This is a genomic window from Ruegeria sp. R14_0 (assembly GCF_017743975.1).
Classification (GTDB): domain Bacteria; phylum Pseudomonadota; class Alphaproteobacteria; order Rhodobacterales; family Rhodobacteraceae; genus Ruegeria.
Genome location: NZ_JAGHRC010000002.1, coordinates 576,505 through 590,265 on the forward strand (window position 1 = coordinate 576,505; position 13,761 = coordinate 590,265).

A 13,761-nucleotide genomic window follows, 5' to 3' on the forward strand; every position below is an offset into this window, starting at 1 on the left:
ATTGGCCGCAGGCCAAGAAGGGGCTGGCCCCTTCTATCCTCTGACAACAAAAAAACCCCCGAGACCAGTGGCGCGGGGGTTTTTTGAATTAAGCTTTTCAACCGGATCAAACGGTCTTTTTGCCCTTCACACCGGCCCACAAACGTTTGTTGACCAGGTACAGCAGCACCGACAGGACCGACAGGAAGATCACACCAACGAAGCCCGAGTATTTGCGCTCCATCATCTTCGGTTCAGCGGTCCACATCAGGAAGGCTGCGATGTCCTCGGACATGGCTTCAACGGTGGCGGGGTGGCCATCAGCGAATTCAACCTGATCATCGGACATCGGCGGCGCCATCGAGATCCAGCCTCCGGGGAAGGCTTTGTTCTCATACAGAATGGTACCTGCCTCTTCTTTCTCTTCACCGGTGTATCCGTCCAGCAGCGACGCGATGTATTCCGCACCGCCCATACCTTTGAACAGTTGGTTGATCCCAAGACCGTAAGGTCCGTGGAAACCGGCGCGGGCCTTAGCCATCAGGCTCAGGTCCGGTGCGCCAACACCGTTGTTTGCCGGGAAGTGGTCGGTCGGGATTGCCGGGCGGAAGTCATCCAGCTCGGGGTCGAACACCTCGAAGTTGTCCGCTGCGTAGGCGATCACTTCTTCTTCGGAATAGCCCAGCGCTTCGAGATCACGCAGAGGGACATATTGCAGGCCGTGGCAGGCCGCACAGACCTCGGTATAGACCTGTAGACCGCGCTGCAGCTGGTTTTGATCCCAGGTGCCAAACGGACCTTCAAACGAGAAGTCGAAGTCTTCGATGTGCTGGTCGCCGCCACCTGCTGCGAAGGACGCAGCAGGGGTAAGGGCCAAGGCAAACGCGGCACCGATTGCAAGTTTCTTGAACATGGTTTCCGGTCCCTCTTCTTACTCGGCCGGCGTGGCTTCGGCGTCAGCCTTGCCATAATGCGCGTTGAAGTCTTCTTCGATGGTCTCGGGCTGCGGCAGCGGCTTCTCGATCACACCAAGGATCGGCAGGATCACCAGGAAGTAGGCGAACCAGTAAGCCGACGCGATCAGCGAGAAGGTCGCATAGGGCTCTTCCGCGGGCATCGCCCCCAGCCACATCAGGGCGAAGAAGTCGATGATCAGCAGGTAGAACCACCATTTGAACATCGGACGGTACTTGCCCGAACGTACGGTCGAGGTATCCAGCCAGGGCGCCAGCGCCATTGCCAGAATCGCACCAAACATCGCCAGAACACCAAAGAACTTGGCGTCGATGATGCCGCCAGTGATGAAGCTGGCGAACTGAACTACCCAGACCTCACCGGTAAAGGCACGCAGGATCGCGTAGAACGGCAGGAAGTACCATTCGGGCACGATGTGTGCGGGCGTGACCAGCGGGTTGGCTTCGATGTAGTTGTCCGGGTGGCCCAGATAGTTCGGCATGAAGCCGACAACCGCCCAGAACACAACTAGGATCACGGCCAGTGCGAACAGGTCCTTGATCACGAAATACGGCCAGAACGGCAGCGTGTCTTTCTCGGCATCGGCTTTCGACGTGCGGCGAACCTCAACACCCGTGGGGTTGTTGTTGCCGGTGGTGTGGAAAGCCCAGATGTGCACGATGACCAGCGCCGCGATAACAAACGGCAGCAGGTAGTGCAGCGAGAAGAAGCGGTTCAGCGTGGCGTTGTCCACAGCGGGTCCGCCCAGCAGCCAGGTCTGGATCGCTTCACCTACAAATGGGATTGCGCCAAACAGGCCGGTGATCACGGTCGCACCCCAGAAGGACATCTGACCCCAGGGCAGAACGTAACCCATGAAGGCGGTGCCCATCATCATCAGGTAGATCAGCATACCGATGATCCACGTGATTTCACGCGGGGCTTTGTACGACCCGTAGTACAGGCCACGGAACATGTGGATGTAGACCGCAACAAAGAACAGCGAAGCGCCGTTCATGTGCAAATAGCGGATAAAGTAGCCACCATTCACGTTGCGCATGATGTGCTCGATGCTGGCGAAAGCCAGGTCAACATGCGGGGTGTAGTGCATCACCAGAACGATACCGGTGATGATTTGCAGCGCCAGGCAGAACGCCAGGACGATGCCCCAGATCCACCACCAGTTCAGGTTCTTGGGGGTGGGGATCATGATGGTGTCGTAAATCAGGCCGACGATGGGCAGGCGGCTGTTCAGCCACTTCTCGCCGTTTGTCTTCGGCTCGTAATGATCGTGGGGAATTCCGGACATAAGTTAGGTCTCCCTTAGCCGAGCTTGATGGTGCTGTTGTCCACCCATTCCGCAGGGGGAACAGGCAGGTTTTCAGGTGCGGGGCCTTTGCGGATACGTCCGGCCAAATCGTAGTGCGATCCGTGGCAGGGGCAAAACCAACCGCCGAAATCACCGGCGTCGCCCAGCGGGACACAACCCAGGTGCGTACAAACGCCCATCTGGACGATCCATGCACCGGGCGCTTCGCCTTCGGGCGACGGCATCACGCGGTTGGCGTCGGTCGCAGGCGCATCGGCGCTCAGGTTGAAGTTACGCGCCAGCGGATCCGGCAGTGCGCCAACGCCTTCGGCGTCCTGCTCTTGTGCTTCCTGAATCTCGGCACCGGTGCGGTGGCGGACAAACACGGGCTTACCCAGCCATTTGACGGTCAGCTGGGTACCGGGTTCAACGCCGCTCACATCCACGCGGATCGAGGACAGCGCCTGAACGTCTGCCGATGGGTTCATTTGGTTGATCAGGGGCCATACGGCTGCACCCGTCGCAACGACACCTGCGCCGCCTGCGACGTAGTAGAGGAAATCTCTGCGGGTGCCTTCGTGGTCTTCTGCGTGGGACACGAGGTTTTCTCCGATTCCGGCGCCCGGAGGATACCGGGCAAACATGCATCAGCACCGCATCAAAGCGGCGTCTCATCGCGGCTATCTAGCCGGGAGAAATCGGTTCGTCCAGCGGTCATAGGCGCGCAGTGCGCCACATCCGGGCTTTCATGTCACAACGAGGGGCTAATTTTTCAAGATATGGACCTGATTTTCGGAAAAAACACGCCAGCAACCTTGCACCCCGACCGTGTGATTCGAATCGCCGGATTGAGGCACATTGATGCTGTCCCGATCGCGCTCCTAGTGGTCGCGGCACGTGCCAACCCGTTGGAAATATAGTCGGGCAAAGGGTGATTTGCGCTTTGTTTCATCATGCCGCTTGATCATTGCGTCATATTCGGGAATATTCCCTAATTTGAACGTAACGTCGAATCCCGCCTCGGACAAACTGGCCGCACATCTGCGAGGATTGCGGGAACGCCACGGCATGACGCTGGATGCGCTGGCTGGCAAAACGGGTTTAAGCCGCGCCACCTTGTCGCGAATTGAGAAAAACGAAGTCAGCCCGACCGCTGAGACGCTTGGACGTCTGGCCACGGTCTACGCGCTGCCAATTTCTCAGCTTCTTGCACCGTTGGAGCAGAGCTTCCAGCCGATCGTTCGACGGCTGGACCAACCGGTCTGGACCGATGCCACGCAGGAGTTTGAGCGCCGTAACGTTTCGCCGCCAAGCGGGCAGCTTTCGGTTGAGATGATCGAGGGGACCTTGGGCGCGCAGCAGCGCATTGCCTACGATGCACCTGCGATTCCGGGGCAAGAACACCACCTGTATGTCTTGTCCGGACAGATCGAAATCACGGTCGAGGGGAAAGCCCATGACCTTCGCCAAGGGGATTGCCTTCGCTACATCCTGTTCGGTGAGACGGTTTTCAAAACGACCCATTTGCCCTGTACCTATGTGATCGCCTTGTCATGACACATCAGCCACCTTTCGTTTCGCGCCTTACCCCATCAGACATCGATGAAAACCTGACCGACCTTTGCCGCGTACTTGTCGACAGTGTCGCCGACGGGGCTGCGATCAGCTTCATGATGCCTCTTGACCAAGAAACAGCCGCGCGGTTCTGGGCGGATGACGTCAAACCAGCTGTGGAAAAGGGCGAGCGGCACCTGTTCGGCGCGTTTGCCAAGGGCCGCTTGATTGGCACGGTCCAGCTGTTGCTCAGCATGCCACCCAATCAGCCCCACCGGGCGGAAATCTCGAAGATGATCGTTCATCCTATGGCCAGACGCCAGGGATTGGGTAAAGCCCTGATGAGTGAGGCGCTGGCCGCCGCGCAAGACGAGGGCAAAACTCTCGTCACCCTGGACACGCGGACAGGCGATGTTTCGGAATCCCTTTACAAGTCTGTCGGGTTCGAACCCGCGGGTATCATCCCCGATTTCGCATTCGACCCGGATGGCCAATCCCGCCACGCGACAACCTATATGTACCGATATCTTTGATTTTACGCCTAAAGTCACCCGGCGTTCGGCGCGTTACTATCGGATGCTCGCCAAGGGCCGAATGGACTTGGAAAATCTGATTTAAAAATACATATTTTACAATAGCTTAGGCAGGTATGATTTCGATTGCACTTCGCTCGTTAATGGGTGAAAGGCCGGGACAATACAACCTTAGCAGGATGTCCCCATGCCTAAATTCTTTGCACCCCTTCTGACCTTCGCGCTTGCTATTTCATCTCAGGCTTTGGCCGCCGGTGATCCGGCAAAAGGCGAAAAGCTCTACAATCGCTGTTCCTCGTGCCACGCGATCATCAAAGATGGCGAGGTTTTGGTCAAAGGCGGCATCACCGGCCCAAATCTCTATGGCGTTGTCGGACGCGTGGCCGGCACCGAATACGACTATCTGAACGGCAGCGAACGCCTGCCTGTGGGTATGTTCACCGACGACATGATCCGGGCAGGTCAGGAAGGGCTGGTTTGGACCGAGGAAAACATCGTCGCCTACTCGAAAAACCCGATCGTGTTTATTCAGGAGTATCTGGACGACAAAACCGCGCGTCCGAATATGAGCGTTAAGCTCAAAAAGGGTGCCGACGACATCGCGGCCTATCTCGCCACATTCAGCGAGTGATGGCCGTCTCTGGTCGCCCTGGTGTCAGGGCGATCAGCGCGCCAAATCGCGGTCAGGCCGGCGGTTGCGTTGCAACCATGCTGGGACGCAAAGCAAACGTTTCGTACCAGGCTGCCAACGCGTCATTTCCCTTGCGCCAACCGCGCGCGTCATGACGGAAATCAAGGTAGCCAAGCGCACAAGCCACCGCGACCTGCCCCATATCGAGCTGTCCTGACAAATGCGCCATCCAGCGCTGGTTCAATGCAGCGCAGGCGCGTTCGATCTTGGTCCATTGCGCATCGGACCAATCGTCCCACTGCTTGTCCTCTGGCCGCATCCGGCCCTCATAAGTGATCAGCAACGCCGCATCCAGAATTCCATCGGCCAGCGCTTCAAGTGTCAGCACATCCCAATGCCGCGGCCCGTCCTGATACAGCCCGGCCTGCGCGCGATCGTTCAGAAATGAGCAGATGACCCGGCTATCAAACAGCGTCGGCCCGTCAGGGCGTTCCAGCGCAGGCACTTTGGTCAAAGGTGCCTTGGCCAGCAGCGGCTCGGCCGGAGACATCGGAGTCGTCGCGGTCGTCATCAACTCGACATCCTGCAACTGATCGGTTTCGTGCAGTAAAACCATAACTTTACGCACGTACGGCGAGGTTGGGCTGAAATAAAGTTTCATGAGCAATCTCCCTGACTCGGCGGAACCTTACAGGACAGGATGCAAAACAAAACCCGTCAGTTGCTGCCCTGATCGGCCTGCGTCATCAATTTTTGCAGAGCCTCCAGTTCAGAGCCGATGCCATTATGCGCAATTTGCCCGGCTGCGCTTTCGCGTGCAGCGTCGGGTTTGTTCTGATTCAGTTTCCAGGTGCCCTGAATGTCATCAATGCGCAAACGGAACGGCACGATCATACGCATCATCCGCTCCAGCGCATCCGCGCTCATTTTTTGTGTGGTCCACGGGGGTTTGGGCAGCAAACGTGCCTCGTAAAAAGCGGATTGGCGGTCCAGAAGGTCCAGCAATTCCTCCTGCGGGCGTTGCTCTAGCTGGCCGGTCAGGTGAACGGCAACATAATTCCAGGTCGGAACCTGATCCTCGACCCCATACCAGTCTGGTGAGACATATCCATCCGGCCCGCTCACCGCGATCCGGGCGGGCCCGGGCAATCGCAGCGCGCGTGCAATCGGGTTCGACCGGACCAGATGCAACTCAGCGCAGGTGCCATCTTCAGACACCAGAAACGGCACGTGGCTGATTAGCGGAGCAGACTCTGTCGACACAGCCAGAACACCAAACGCGCGATCGCGTGCGAAAGAAATGTGGCGCGCGGTTTCTTCCGCTCGAAAGGCTGGATTAGGGTGCATGGCGGTCCTCCTGCAAAACCTCTTGCAGAATGGCCGTGGCCTTGGCAAGGTCCGCACGTTCTCAGGGCGGGGCGAAATTCCCCACCGGCGGTATGCGGGCTATGACCCGTAAGCCCGCGAGCGGCCCAGCAGTGTCCACGATCCGAATAGTGGGAACCGGTTTTCGGACAAATTGTGGAACCACCAAAGGGTGTCAGCAGATCTGGTGAGACGCCAGAGCCGACGGTTACAGTCCGGATGAAAGAGAACGTGCAGCGTGCCGCCCAGCGGCATGTCTGTTCGTGATCGCCTTGGGTGACGTGTCTGTTACGAGAGGAGATTACGATGACACACACCCGCTACGCTTTCATCAAGGCCAATTGGCATTCCGATATCGTCGACCGTGCGCTGGACGGGTTCCTCGAACTCATTCCCGCTGAACAGGTCGATGTCTTCGACGTCCCCGGCGCGTTCGAGATGCCGCTACTGGGCCGCGATATGGCCAAAACCGGCCAGTACGCCGCCGTGGCCTGCGCCGCTTTTGTTGTCGACGGCGGCATCTATCGACATGACTTCGTGGCCCAAGCGGTCGTGGACGGGCTGATGCGCGCCGGGCTGGACACAGGTGTGCCCGTCCTGTCCGTTTCCCTGACGCCGCACCAATACCAAGAGACCGACCATCACAACGCCATCTATCGCGCGCATTTTGTTGAAAAGGGCCGAGAGGCTGCAAAAGCAGCGCTGATGATCACGAAAACCCGCGCCGAAATCGCAGATGCCGCCTGATCTTCATCTTTTCAAAAAATACTCAAACACGCTGCCCGGCGGGCAGCGTGACACCGGCCCAACCGCAAATCCGCTTGAGGCCAAGGGCCTTGCCCGCTAATCACGACGCGCAAAGGAGCATGCCCCATGTCGATGAACAGCTTTGGCCACCTCTTCCGCGTCACCACCTGGGGTGAAAGCCACGGACCCGCACTTGGTGCGACGGTCGACGGCTGCCCGCCGGGCGTTGAGGTTGACGAGGCGATGATCCAGCACTGGCTGGACAAGCGCAAACCGGGTCAGAACAAATTCACCACCCAACGGCGCGAACCCGATCAGGTGAAAATCCTGTCCGGCGTTTTCGAGGGTCAAACCACCGGCACACCGATTCAGCTGATGATCGAGAACACCGATCAGCGCTCGAAGGACTACGGCGATATCATGGACAAGTTCCGTCCGGGTCACGCCGACATCACCTATTGGCAAAAATACGGGATCCGCGACTATCGCGGCGGCGGGCGCAGCTCGGCACGTGAAACCGCATCGCGCGTCGCGGCAGGTGGGTTGGCGCGCGAGGCGATCAAGCAGATTGCGCCGAATGTGCAGATCACCGGTTACATGACCCAGGTCGGACCGCATAAGATCGACCGGGACAATTTCGACTGGTCCCAGATCGAACAGAACCCGTTCTGGGCGCCGGACGCTCAGGCCGCCGACGATTGGGCCGCATATCTGGACGACCTGCGCAAGTCGGGCAACTCGGTCGGCGCGGTGGTCGAGGTCGTGGCCCGCGGCGTGCCTGCGGGAATCGGTGCGCCGGTTTATGCCAAGTTGGACACGGATTTGGCCTCTGCGATGATGTCGATAAACGCGGTTAAAGGCGTTGAGATCGGTGAAGGTATGGCGGCCGCCGAACTGACGGGCGAGGCCAACGCGGATGAGATCTTCATGGGCCAGAACGGCCCCCAATACAGCTCGAACCACGCGGGCGGCATCCTTGGCGGCATTTCGACCGGTCAGGACATTGTCGTTCGATTTGCGGTCAAACCGACTTCGTCCATCCTGACGACACGCAAGACCATCACCAAATCTGGCGAAGAAACCGAGATCATCACAAAAGGCCGCCACGATCCTTGCGTGGGCATCCGTGCCGTACCGGTGGGTGAGGCGATGATGGCCTGCGTGATCCTCGACCACCTGCTGCTGCACCGCGGCCAGATCGGAGAGAACCGTGGACGGATCGGCTGATCTGCGTACGCGCCTGCGCACCATTGTTGCGCAGCGAATGGAAACCGACCCGGCCCATGATCTGGCGCATTTGGATCGGGTTTGGGTGAACGCACAATCCATATCAGACGACCAGACCGACATGCCCGTGTTGCTGGCCGCTGCCTATCTGCATGATCTGGTAAACCTGTCCAAGGACGATCCCAATCGGCACCTTGCCTCGCGCAGATCGGCGGAAGACTCAGAGCCTATTCTTGCCAAACTGGGCTATTCTCTGGACCAGATTGCCGCGATCAAACACGCGATTGAGGCACATAGCTTTTCCGCCAATATCACGCCAGAGACACCCGAGGCCTGCATCCTGCGCGATGCCGACAGGCTGGATGCATTGGGTGCGATTGGTATCGCGCGGAATTTCTCAGTCTCTGGTGCTTTGGGCCGGTCGCTTTACGATCCGGCGGACCCGTTTGCGGCTGACCGCCCGCTGGACGATCTGCACTTCTCGATCGACCATTGGAAGGTCAAGCTGTTGCGCCTGCCGGGCGACATGCTGACGGATGCCGGCAAAAAGATCGCACAGCGCAGAATCACCCGTATGATCCGCTTTCTGGAAGAATTCGCGCACGAAATCGGCACCCCGCTGCCGCCTGATTGGACAAATCTCTAAACGACACGTTGATCTTTCCCGGCCAAAAGCGCAGGTTCGCGCCGATGGCAAAACCCTTAACATCGCATCGACCCGTATTGGCCGTCGCTCTGAAAACGAGCGCGGTGTTTCTGTTCACCGTCATGGCGTCGATCGTCAAAGCACAGTCTGACCACTTCCCTCCGGGCGAGATGGTGTTCTTTCGCTCTTTATTCGCCATACCGGTGATTATGATGTGGCTGATCGCGCGCGGAGAATTGGCGCAGGGTTTCAAAGTGCGCAAACCCATGGGCCATTTCTGGCGCGGCGTTCTGGGAACCACCGCAATGGGGCTGACATTCACCGGTCTCGGCCTGATCCCCCTGCCCGAGGCCACGGCAATCGGGTACGCCACACCGATCTTCACCCTGATTCTGGCGGCCATCATGCTGGGTGAACGTATCCGGGCCATTCGGATCGCCGCCGTAGCCATCGGCTTGTTGGGTGTTCTGATCATGATCTGGCCGCGACTGGGCGGCAACAACATGGAGACCGCCGCCACCATTGGCGCGCTGTGTATTCTGGGCGCGACCGTCGCCCGAGCCTTTGTGCAGATCCACATCCGGCAGTTGGTGCAGGTCGATCACCCTGCCGCCATCGTGTTCTATTTCTCGATGACGGCGACCATTCTGTCCGGGCTGACCATCTTCTGGGGCTGGGTCGTGCCTACCTGGGAACAGGCGGCCTACCTGATTCTGGCTGGCCTGATCGGGGGCGTGGCCCAGATTCTGGTGACCTCATCCTATCGCTTTGGTCAGGCTTCGATGCTGGCGCCCTACGACTATACCTCGATGCTGTTTGCGATTGTCATTGGCTATATCTGGTTCAGCGAGTTGCCGACATTGGTGATGCTGGCTGGCGCGGCACTGGTGATTGCGGGCAACATCGTCGTGATCTGGCGCGAACATCAGCTGGGGTTGGAGCGCGGCAAGGCCCGCTCGGTCACGGACCCCAAAGGGTGACTTTACCTTTCGCAAACTTCGCTTAGGTTGACCGCAACATCAGGAAAGGTTCCGCAGATGAGCGACGCACAAGATCACAAGGAAAAGATGCAGAAGGTGCAGGCCAAGCACCGCAAGAAAGTGTCCGAGGCCGTCGACCCGGATCGCGGTCTGGTTCTGATCAACACCGGCAAGGGCAAGGGCAAATCCTCGTCCGCATTCGGGGTTGTGATCCGCGCGTTGGGCTGGGGACAGAAGGTTGCCGTTGTGCAGTTCATCAAGGGCAAATGGAAAACCGGTGAGCGGCGGTTCTTTGAAGAACGCGATCTGGTCACCTGGCACACAATGGGCGAAGGGTTTACTTGGGACACCCAGGACCGCGAGCGTGACATTGCCGCCGCAAACGCCGCCTTCGACAAGGCCCGCGCCCTGATGTCCAGCGGAGAGTATGATCTGGTCGTACTGGACGAGATCAACATCGCCCTTCGCTATGAATACCTGTCAGTCGAGCAGGTGATTGACGGGCTTAATGAACGGTCTGACAAGACCAGCGTGTTCCTGACCGGGCGCGACGCTCCGCAGGCTCTGCGCGAGTATGCCGATCTGGTCACCGAAATGACCGAAGAGAAACACCCGTTTCAGGCCGGAATCAAAGCCCAGCGTGGTGTGGATTTCTGAATATCAGAGCCTAATCAGTCCCAATTGGGGCTGCTAAGCCTGCGGGTGTTCGTTCAGAAACCTGACAGACCCGCGTCGGCTTGCGGCGCTGTCTGGCAGGGTTCTTTCGTCTGTTTCGGCGTCTATGGCTTTGGGCGCGTCGACATAGGCGCAATAATCGCCGTTGCAGTTGCAGCCGCAGGCTGTGGCTGCCTCGTGTCGTGCCATGATTTCGTCAAGCGGATCGCCCATCATCAAACCCTACGCATGCGTCGTTTCCGAGGCGGCGGCGTGCCCTCACTGTGCAATGCGCTATGCACGCAGACCGCCTCGAAATCCTGTGCTGGATGCTAGCACATCTGGCCTTGGGCTTTATCTGATTATTTTTGTCGGAATTTTCAAGGGGAAATGAAAGCGCGCCGAATTGTTGATCGGCGCGCGCGGGTATCTGCCCAAGCGATCAGATCGCTTTGGTCTGCGGGTCCAGGGTGACCGACCAAAGCTCGGTATCGGCGCGGTCCATCAGGCGCACGGTCATCTGCTGGGTGTTGCCGTCAATGTCGACCAGACCAAAGAACTGCAAACCGGCGCTGGGCGGCAGGTTTGCGCCTTGCTCTTCGCTAGGTGCTTTGACGAACTTCACCTCGGGACCGAACGTGCCGTCCAAGCCGTTCGGACCGAACGTTCCGGCATGCAGCGGACCGGACACAAACTCCCAAAACGGCTCAAAATCCTGAAATTGTGCGTTGTTAGGGTCATAGTAGTGCGCTGCTGTGTAGTGCACGTCCGCCGTGAACCAGACCGTATTGGTGATGCCCGCGGTTTTGATGAACCGAAGCAAGTCAGCGATTTCCAACTCGCGTCCCTTGGCCGGTCCGCTGTCACCGTTCGAGATCGCCTCGGCCCCGGCCTGTTCCTTCCAGTTATCCCAGACGATCAACCCGATGGGCATATCTGACGCGATCACTTTCCAAGTGGCTTGCGACGACGCCAGCTCGCGCTTGAGCCACGCCAGCTGTTCAGCGCCCAGGATGCGCGACTGATCGGTGATCTCATCCTCCATCGACGGACCGTTGGGCCCGCGATAGCTGCGCAGGTCCAGGAAGAACACGTCCAGCATCGGACCGTAAGAGATCTTGCGATAGACCCGCCCCGGCTCGGCCGGTGTGAACCGCAGCGGCGTCATCTCGTGAAAGGCGCGACCGGCGCGTGATTGCAGCACATGCACGGACTTCTCTGTATAGCAATCGTCCGAGATCAGGTCTTTGGCATCGGACCAGTTGTTCACGACCTCATGGTCATCCCACTGGAAGAACGTCGGGCAGACGGCATTCATGGCGCGCACATGATCGTCCATCAGATTGTATTTCCACTGGGCGCGAAACTCGTCCAGCGTTTCAGCCACTTTGCGTTTTTCGTCGATCAGGGTGGTGTTTTTCCAGATCACCTGCCCGTCTTTTTCAACCTCGTCCTTCATCGGACCATCGGCATAAACCGTGTCACCCGAATGAATGAAAAAGTCCGGCCGATGCTGCGCCATGGTGGCGTAGGTACGCATACCGTCGTCATCGATGCCCCAGCCCTGCCCGGCCGTATCCCCAGACCATGCAAACCGGATATCGCGGCGCGAGGTTGGCGCGGTGCGGAATTGGCCAACAATAGGCTCTGAAACAGCGTTGATATCGTTCAGATCGGCGGCGACAAACCGGTAGAAGATATCCTGGTCCGAAGGCAGCCCGTCCACCAGGCGCTTGATGGCCATGTCGCTATTTGGGATCGCATCCATCGGGGTCAGTTGACGCGCATCAGCAAAGCTTTCGGTGGTCGAAACCTCCATCATCACGCGGGCCGGACGATCAGTGCGTGTCCAAATTATCCCAGAGCTAGTATCGACATCGCCGGATTGAACGCCGTGGGTAAAGACCGGACGCCCATTGGCTCGGCTGATCGAAGGGGCCGCAAGCGCTGCGGCAAAGGCTGTGCTGCCGGCCAAAAAGGTCCGACGATTTGGGTTAAGGATACGGGACATGGGGCTCTCCTGTCTGGTGGTCCATTACAGATCACGGGATTAGTGAGCCTTACTGAGCCGTCTGTTTGTAAAACAATCGGCTCAGTTTCTTGAAGCTATCATAATGATATTGTGACGCCTGTGGATAAACTGTTGCAGACGTCTATGGCGTTGGGATCAGGCGCGGACCAACGCCTCGTAATCCGAAGCGATTTCGCGAGTCAGGTCGCCGACCTCAAACGTGTAATCGCCAATCTGACCAACCGGAGTGACCTCGGCTGCCGTACCGGTCAGCCAGCATTGTTCGAAATCGGCCATTTCTTCCGGTTTGATGCGGCGTTCGTGGACGGTGATGCCTTTGTCCTTCAGCATCTGAATCACCGTCTGGCGTGTGATGCCGTTCAGGAAACAATCGGCCAGCGGGGTGTGGACCTCGCCATCTTTCACAAAGAACACGTTCGCGCCGGTCGCCTCGGCCACATATCCGCGCCAGTCCATGAACAGCGCATCCGAGCAGCCTTTGGCCTCTGCCTTATGCTTTGAGATGGTGCAGATCATGTACAGACCGGCGGCCTTGGCGTGCACCGGAATGGTTTCAGGGCTTGGCCGTTTCCATTCCGCGATGTCCAGCTTGGCACCCTGCATCTTGGCATCGCCGTAGTAGGCACCCCAGGGCCAGACCGCGACAGCCATCCGCACCGGGTTTTTGGCCGAGGCCACACCCATATCCTCGCCCGATCCGCGCCAGACCAGCGCGCGGACATAGGCGTCCTGCAGACCGCTGGCCTTCAGCGCTTCTTCCTTGGCCGCCTCGATCTCGTCCACCGAATAGGGCATCGGCATGTCCAAAGCCTCGGCCGAGGCGATCAGACGCTCGGAATGTTCCCGGCTTTTGAAGATCTTGCCGTTATAGGCGCGCTCACCCTCGAACACCGAGGACGCGTAGTGCATCGCGTGGGTCAGAATGTGCACATTTGCTTCGCGCCAAGGCACCAGTTTGCCATCCAACCAGATGACGCCATCACGATCATCATACCCCGCCATGCGAAACCTCCTGATCCGGGATCAATTTTCGATTGTTGCGTAAATTAAGTCCGCTTCGGACATAAAGTTGCGCAAAAACTGCGATTCGATACCTGTCCACTCTTGGAATGTCAATAAGGCTGACATAAACTCGGCCAGAGTAACGAAT

General features: G+C 58.4%; 16 protein-coding genes and 1 riboswitch. Of the genes, 8 read left to right on the forward strand and 8 right to left on the reverse strand.

The genetic code is table 11. From position 1 onward, the window contains the following. Positions 1-106 precede the first annotated feature (106 nt). The 3 genes from J7416_RS08920 to petA are packed head-to-tail and all read right to left on the reverse strand — an operon-like array spanning position 107 to position 2,841. Positions 107-892 (reverse strand): cytochrome c1, encoded by a 786-nt coding sequence (locus J7416_RS08920; RefSeq protein ID WP_209224360.1) that lies wholly within the window; start codon positions 890-892, stop codon positions 107-109. Positions 893-910: 18 nt separating this feature from the next. Next, positions 911-2,242: a cytochrome b gene (gene petB / locus J7416_RS08925; RefSeq protein ID WP_209224361.1), complete on the reverse strand. Its 1,332-nt coding sequence runs from the start codon at positions 2,240-2,242 to the stop codon at positions 911-913. Between the two features lie 14 nt (positions 2,243-2,256). Next, on the reverse strand, positions 2,257-2,841 hold the full coding sequence (petA, locus tag J7416_RS08930) for a ubiquinol-cytochrome c reductase iron-sulfur subunit (protein ID WP_209224362.1): 585 nt from the start codon (positions 2,839-2,841) through the stop codon (positions 2,257-2,259). 397 nt (positions 2,842-3,238) lie between these two features. Between petA and J7416_RS08935 the strand changes: the two genes are divergently transcribed. The 3 genes from J7416_RS08935 to J7416_RS08945 all read left to right on the forward strand — a co-directional run bounded on the left by J7416_RS08935 (position 3,239) and on the right by J7416_RS08945 (position 4,960). Further along, entirely contained in the window at positions 3,239-3,799 is a 561-nt protein-coding gene (locus J7416_RS08935; RefSeq protein WP_247744182.1) for an XRE family transcriptional regulator, read from the forward strand. After that, positions 3,796-4,329, forward strand: a complete 534-nt coding sequence (locus tag J7416_RS08940; protein WP_209224363.1) for a GNAT family N-acetyltransferase — start codon at positions 3,796-3,798, stop codon at positions 4,327-4,329. Before J7416_RS08935 ends, J7416_RS08940 begins: the two co-directional genes overlap by 4 nt. 187 nt (positions 4,330-4,516) lie before the next feature. Continuing rightward, positions 4,517-4,960 carry a cytochrome C gene (locus J7416_RS08945; RefSeq protein WP_209224364.1) on the forward strand — a complete coding sequence of 148 codons (444 nt, stop codon included), beginning with the start codon at positions 4,517-4,519 and terminating at the stop codon, positions 4,958-4,960. A gap of 52 nt (positions 4,961-5,012) precedes the next feature. Here J7416_RS08945 and J7416_RS08950 read toward each other — a convergent pair whose 3' ends face one another. Next, a complete protein-coding gene (locus J7416_RS08950; RefSeq protein WP_209224365.1) occupies positions 5,013-5,621 on the reverse strand; it encodes a glutathione S-transferase in 609 nt (202 codons plus the stop codon). A gap of 56 nt (positions 5,622-5,677) precedes the next feature. Beyond that, on the reverse strand, positions 5,678-6,307 hold the full coding sequence (locus J7416_RS08955) for an FMN-binding negative transcriptional regulator (protein ID WP_209224366.1): 630 nt from the start codon (positions 6,305-6,307) through the stop codon (positions 5,678-5,680). A 53-nt stretch (positions 6,308-6,360) separates the two neighbouring features. Then, positions 6,361-6,560, forward strand: a riboswitch (FMN riboswitch). Between the two features lie 71 nt (positions 6,561-6,631). Here J7416_RS08955 and J7416_RS08960 point away from each other — a divergent pair. From J7416_RS08960 to cobO, 5 genes are all read left to right on the forward strand, one after another. Then, positions 6,632-7,072: a 6,7-dimethyl-8-ribityllumazine synthase gene (locus J7416_RS08960; RefSeq protein WP_209224367.1), complete on the forward strand. Its 441-nt coding sequence runs from the start codon at positions 6,632-6,634 to the stop codon at positions 7,070-7,072. A 126-nt stretch (positions 7,073-7,198) separates the two neighbouring features. Continuing rightward, positions 7,199-8,299, forward strand: coding sequence for a chorismate synthase (gene aroC, locus J7416_RS08965; protein ID WP_209224368.1), 1,101 nt, complete (start codon positions 7,199-7,201; stop codon positions 8,297-8,299). Beyond that, entirely contained in the window at positions 8,283-8,945 is a 663-nt protein-coding gene (locus J7416_RS08970) for an HD domain-containing protein (protein ID WP_209224369.1), read from the forward strand. The genes aroC and J7416_RS08970 overlap by 17 nt, the downstream gene beginning before the upstream one ends. 44 nt (positions 8,946-8,989) lie before the next feature. Next, positions 8,990-9,925: a DMT family transporter gene (locus J7416_RS08975; protein ID WP_209224370.1), complete on the forward strand. Its 936-nt coding sequence runs from the start codon at positions 8,990-8,992 to the stop codon at positions 9,923-9,925. A gap of 57 nt (positions 9,926-9,982) precedes the next feature. Then, on the forward strand, positions 9,983-10,582 hold the full coding sequence (cobO, locus tag J7416_RS08980; protein WP_209224371.1) for a cob(I)yrinic acid a,c-diamide adenosyltransferase: 600 nt from the start codon (positions 9,983-9,985) through the stop codon (positions 10,580-10,582). Positions 10,583-10,615: 33 nt separating this feature from the next. On the opposite strand, the gene J7416_RS08985 is transcribed toward cobO, so the two are convergent. The 3 genes from J7416_RS08985 to J7416_RS08995 all read right to left on the reverse strand — a co-directional run bounded on the left by J7416_RS08985 (position 10,616) and on the right by J7416_RS08995 (position 13,613). Then, entirely contained in the window at positions 10,616-10,813 is a 198-nt protein-coding gene (locus tag J7416_RS08985) for a hypothetical protein (protein ID WP_209224372.1), read from the reverse strand. Positions 10,814-11,021: 208 nt separating this feature from the next. Continuing rightward, complete coding sequence (locus J7416_RS08990; protein ID WP_209224373.1) at positions 11,022-12,590, reverse strand: alkaline phosphatase D family protein; 1,569 nt, start codon at positions 12,588-12,590, stop codon at positions 11,022-11,024. 156 nt (positions 12,591-12,746) lie between these two features. Next, positions 12,747-13,613 (reverse strand): branched-chain amino acid aminotransferase, encoded by an 867-nt coding sequence (locus J7416_RS08995; protein ID WP_209224374.1) that lies wholly within the window; start codon positions 13,611-13,613, stop codon positions 12,747-12,749. Between the last annotated feature and the right edge of the window lie 148 nt (positions 13,614-13,761).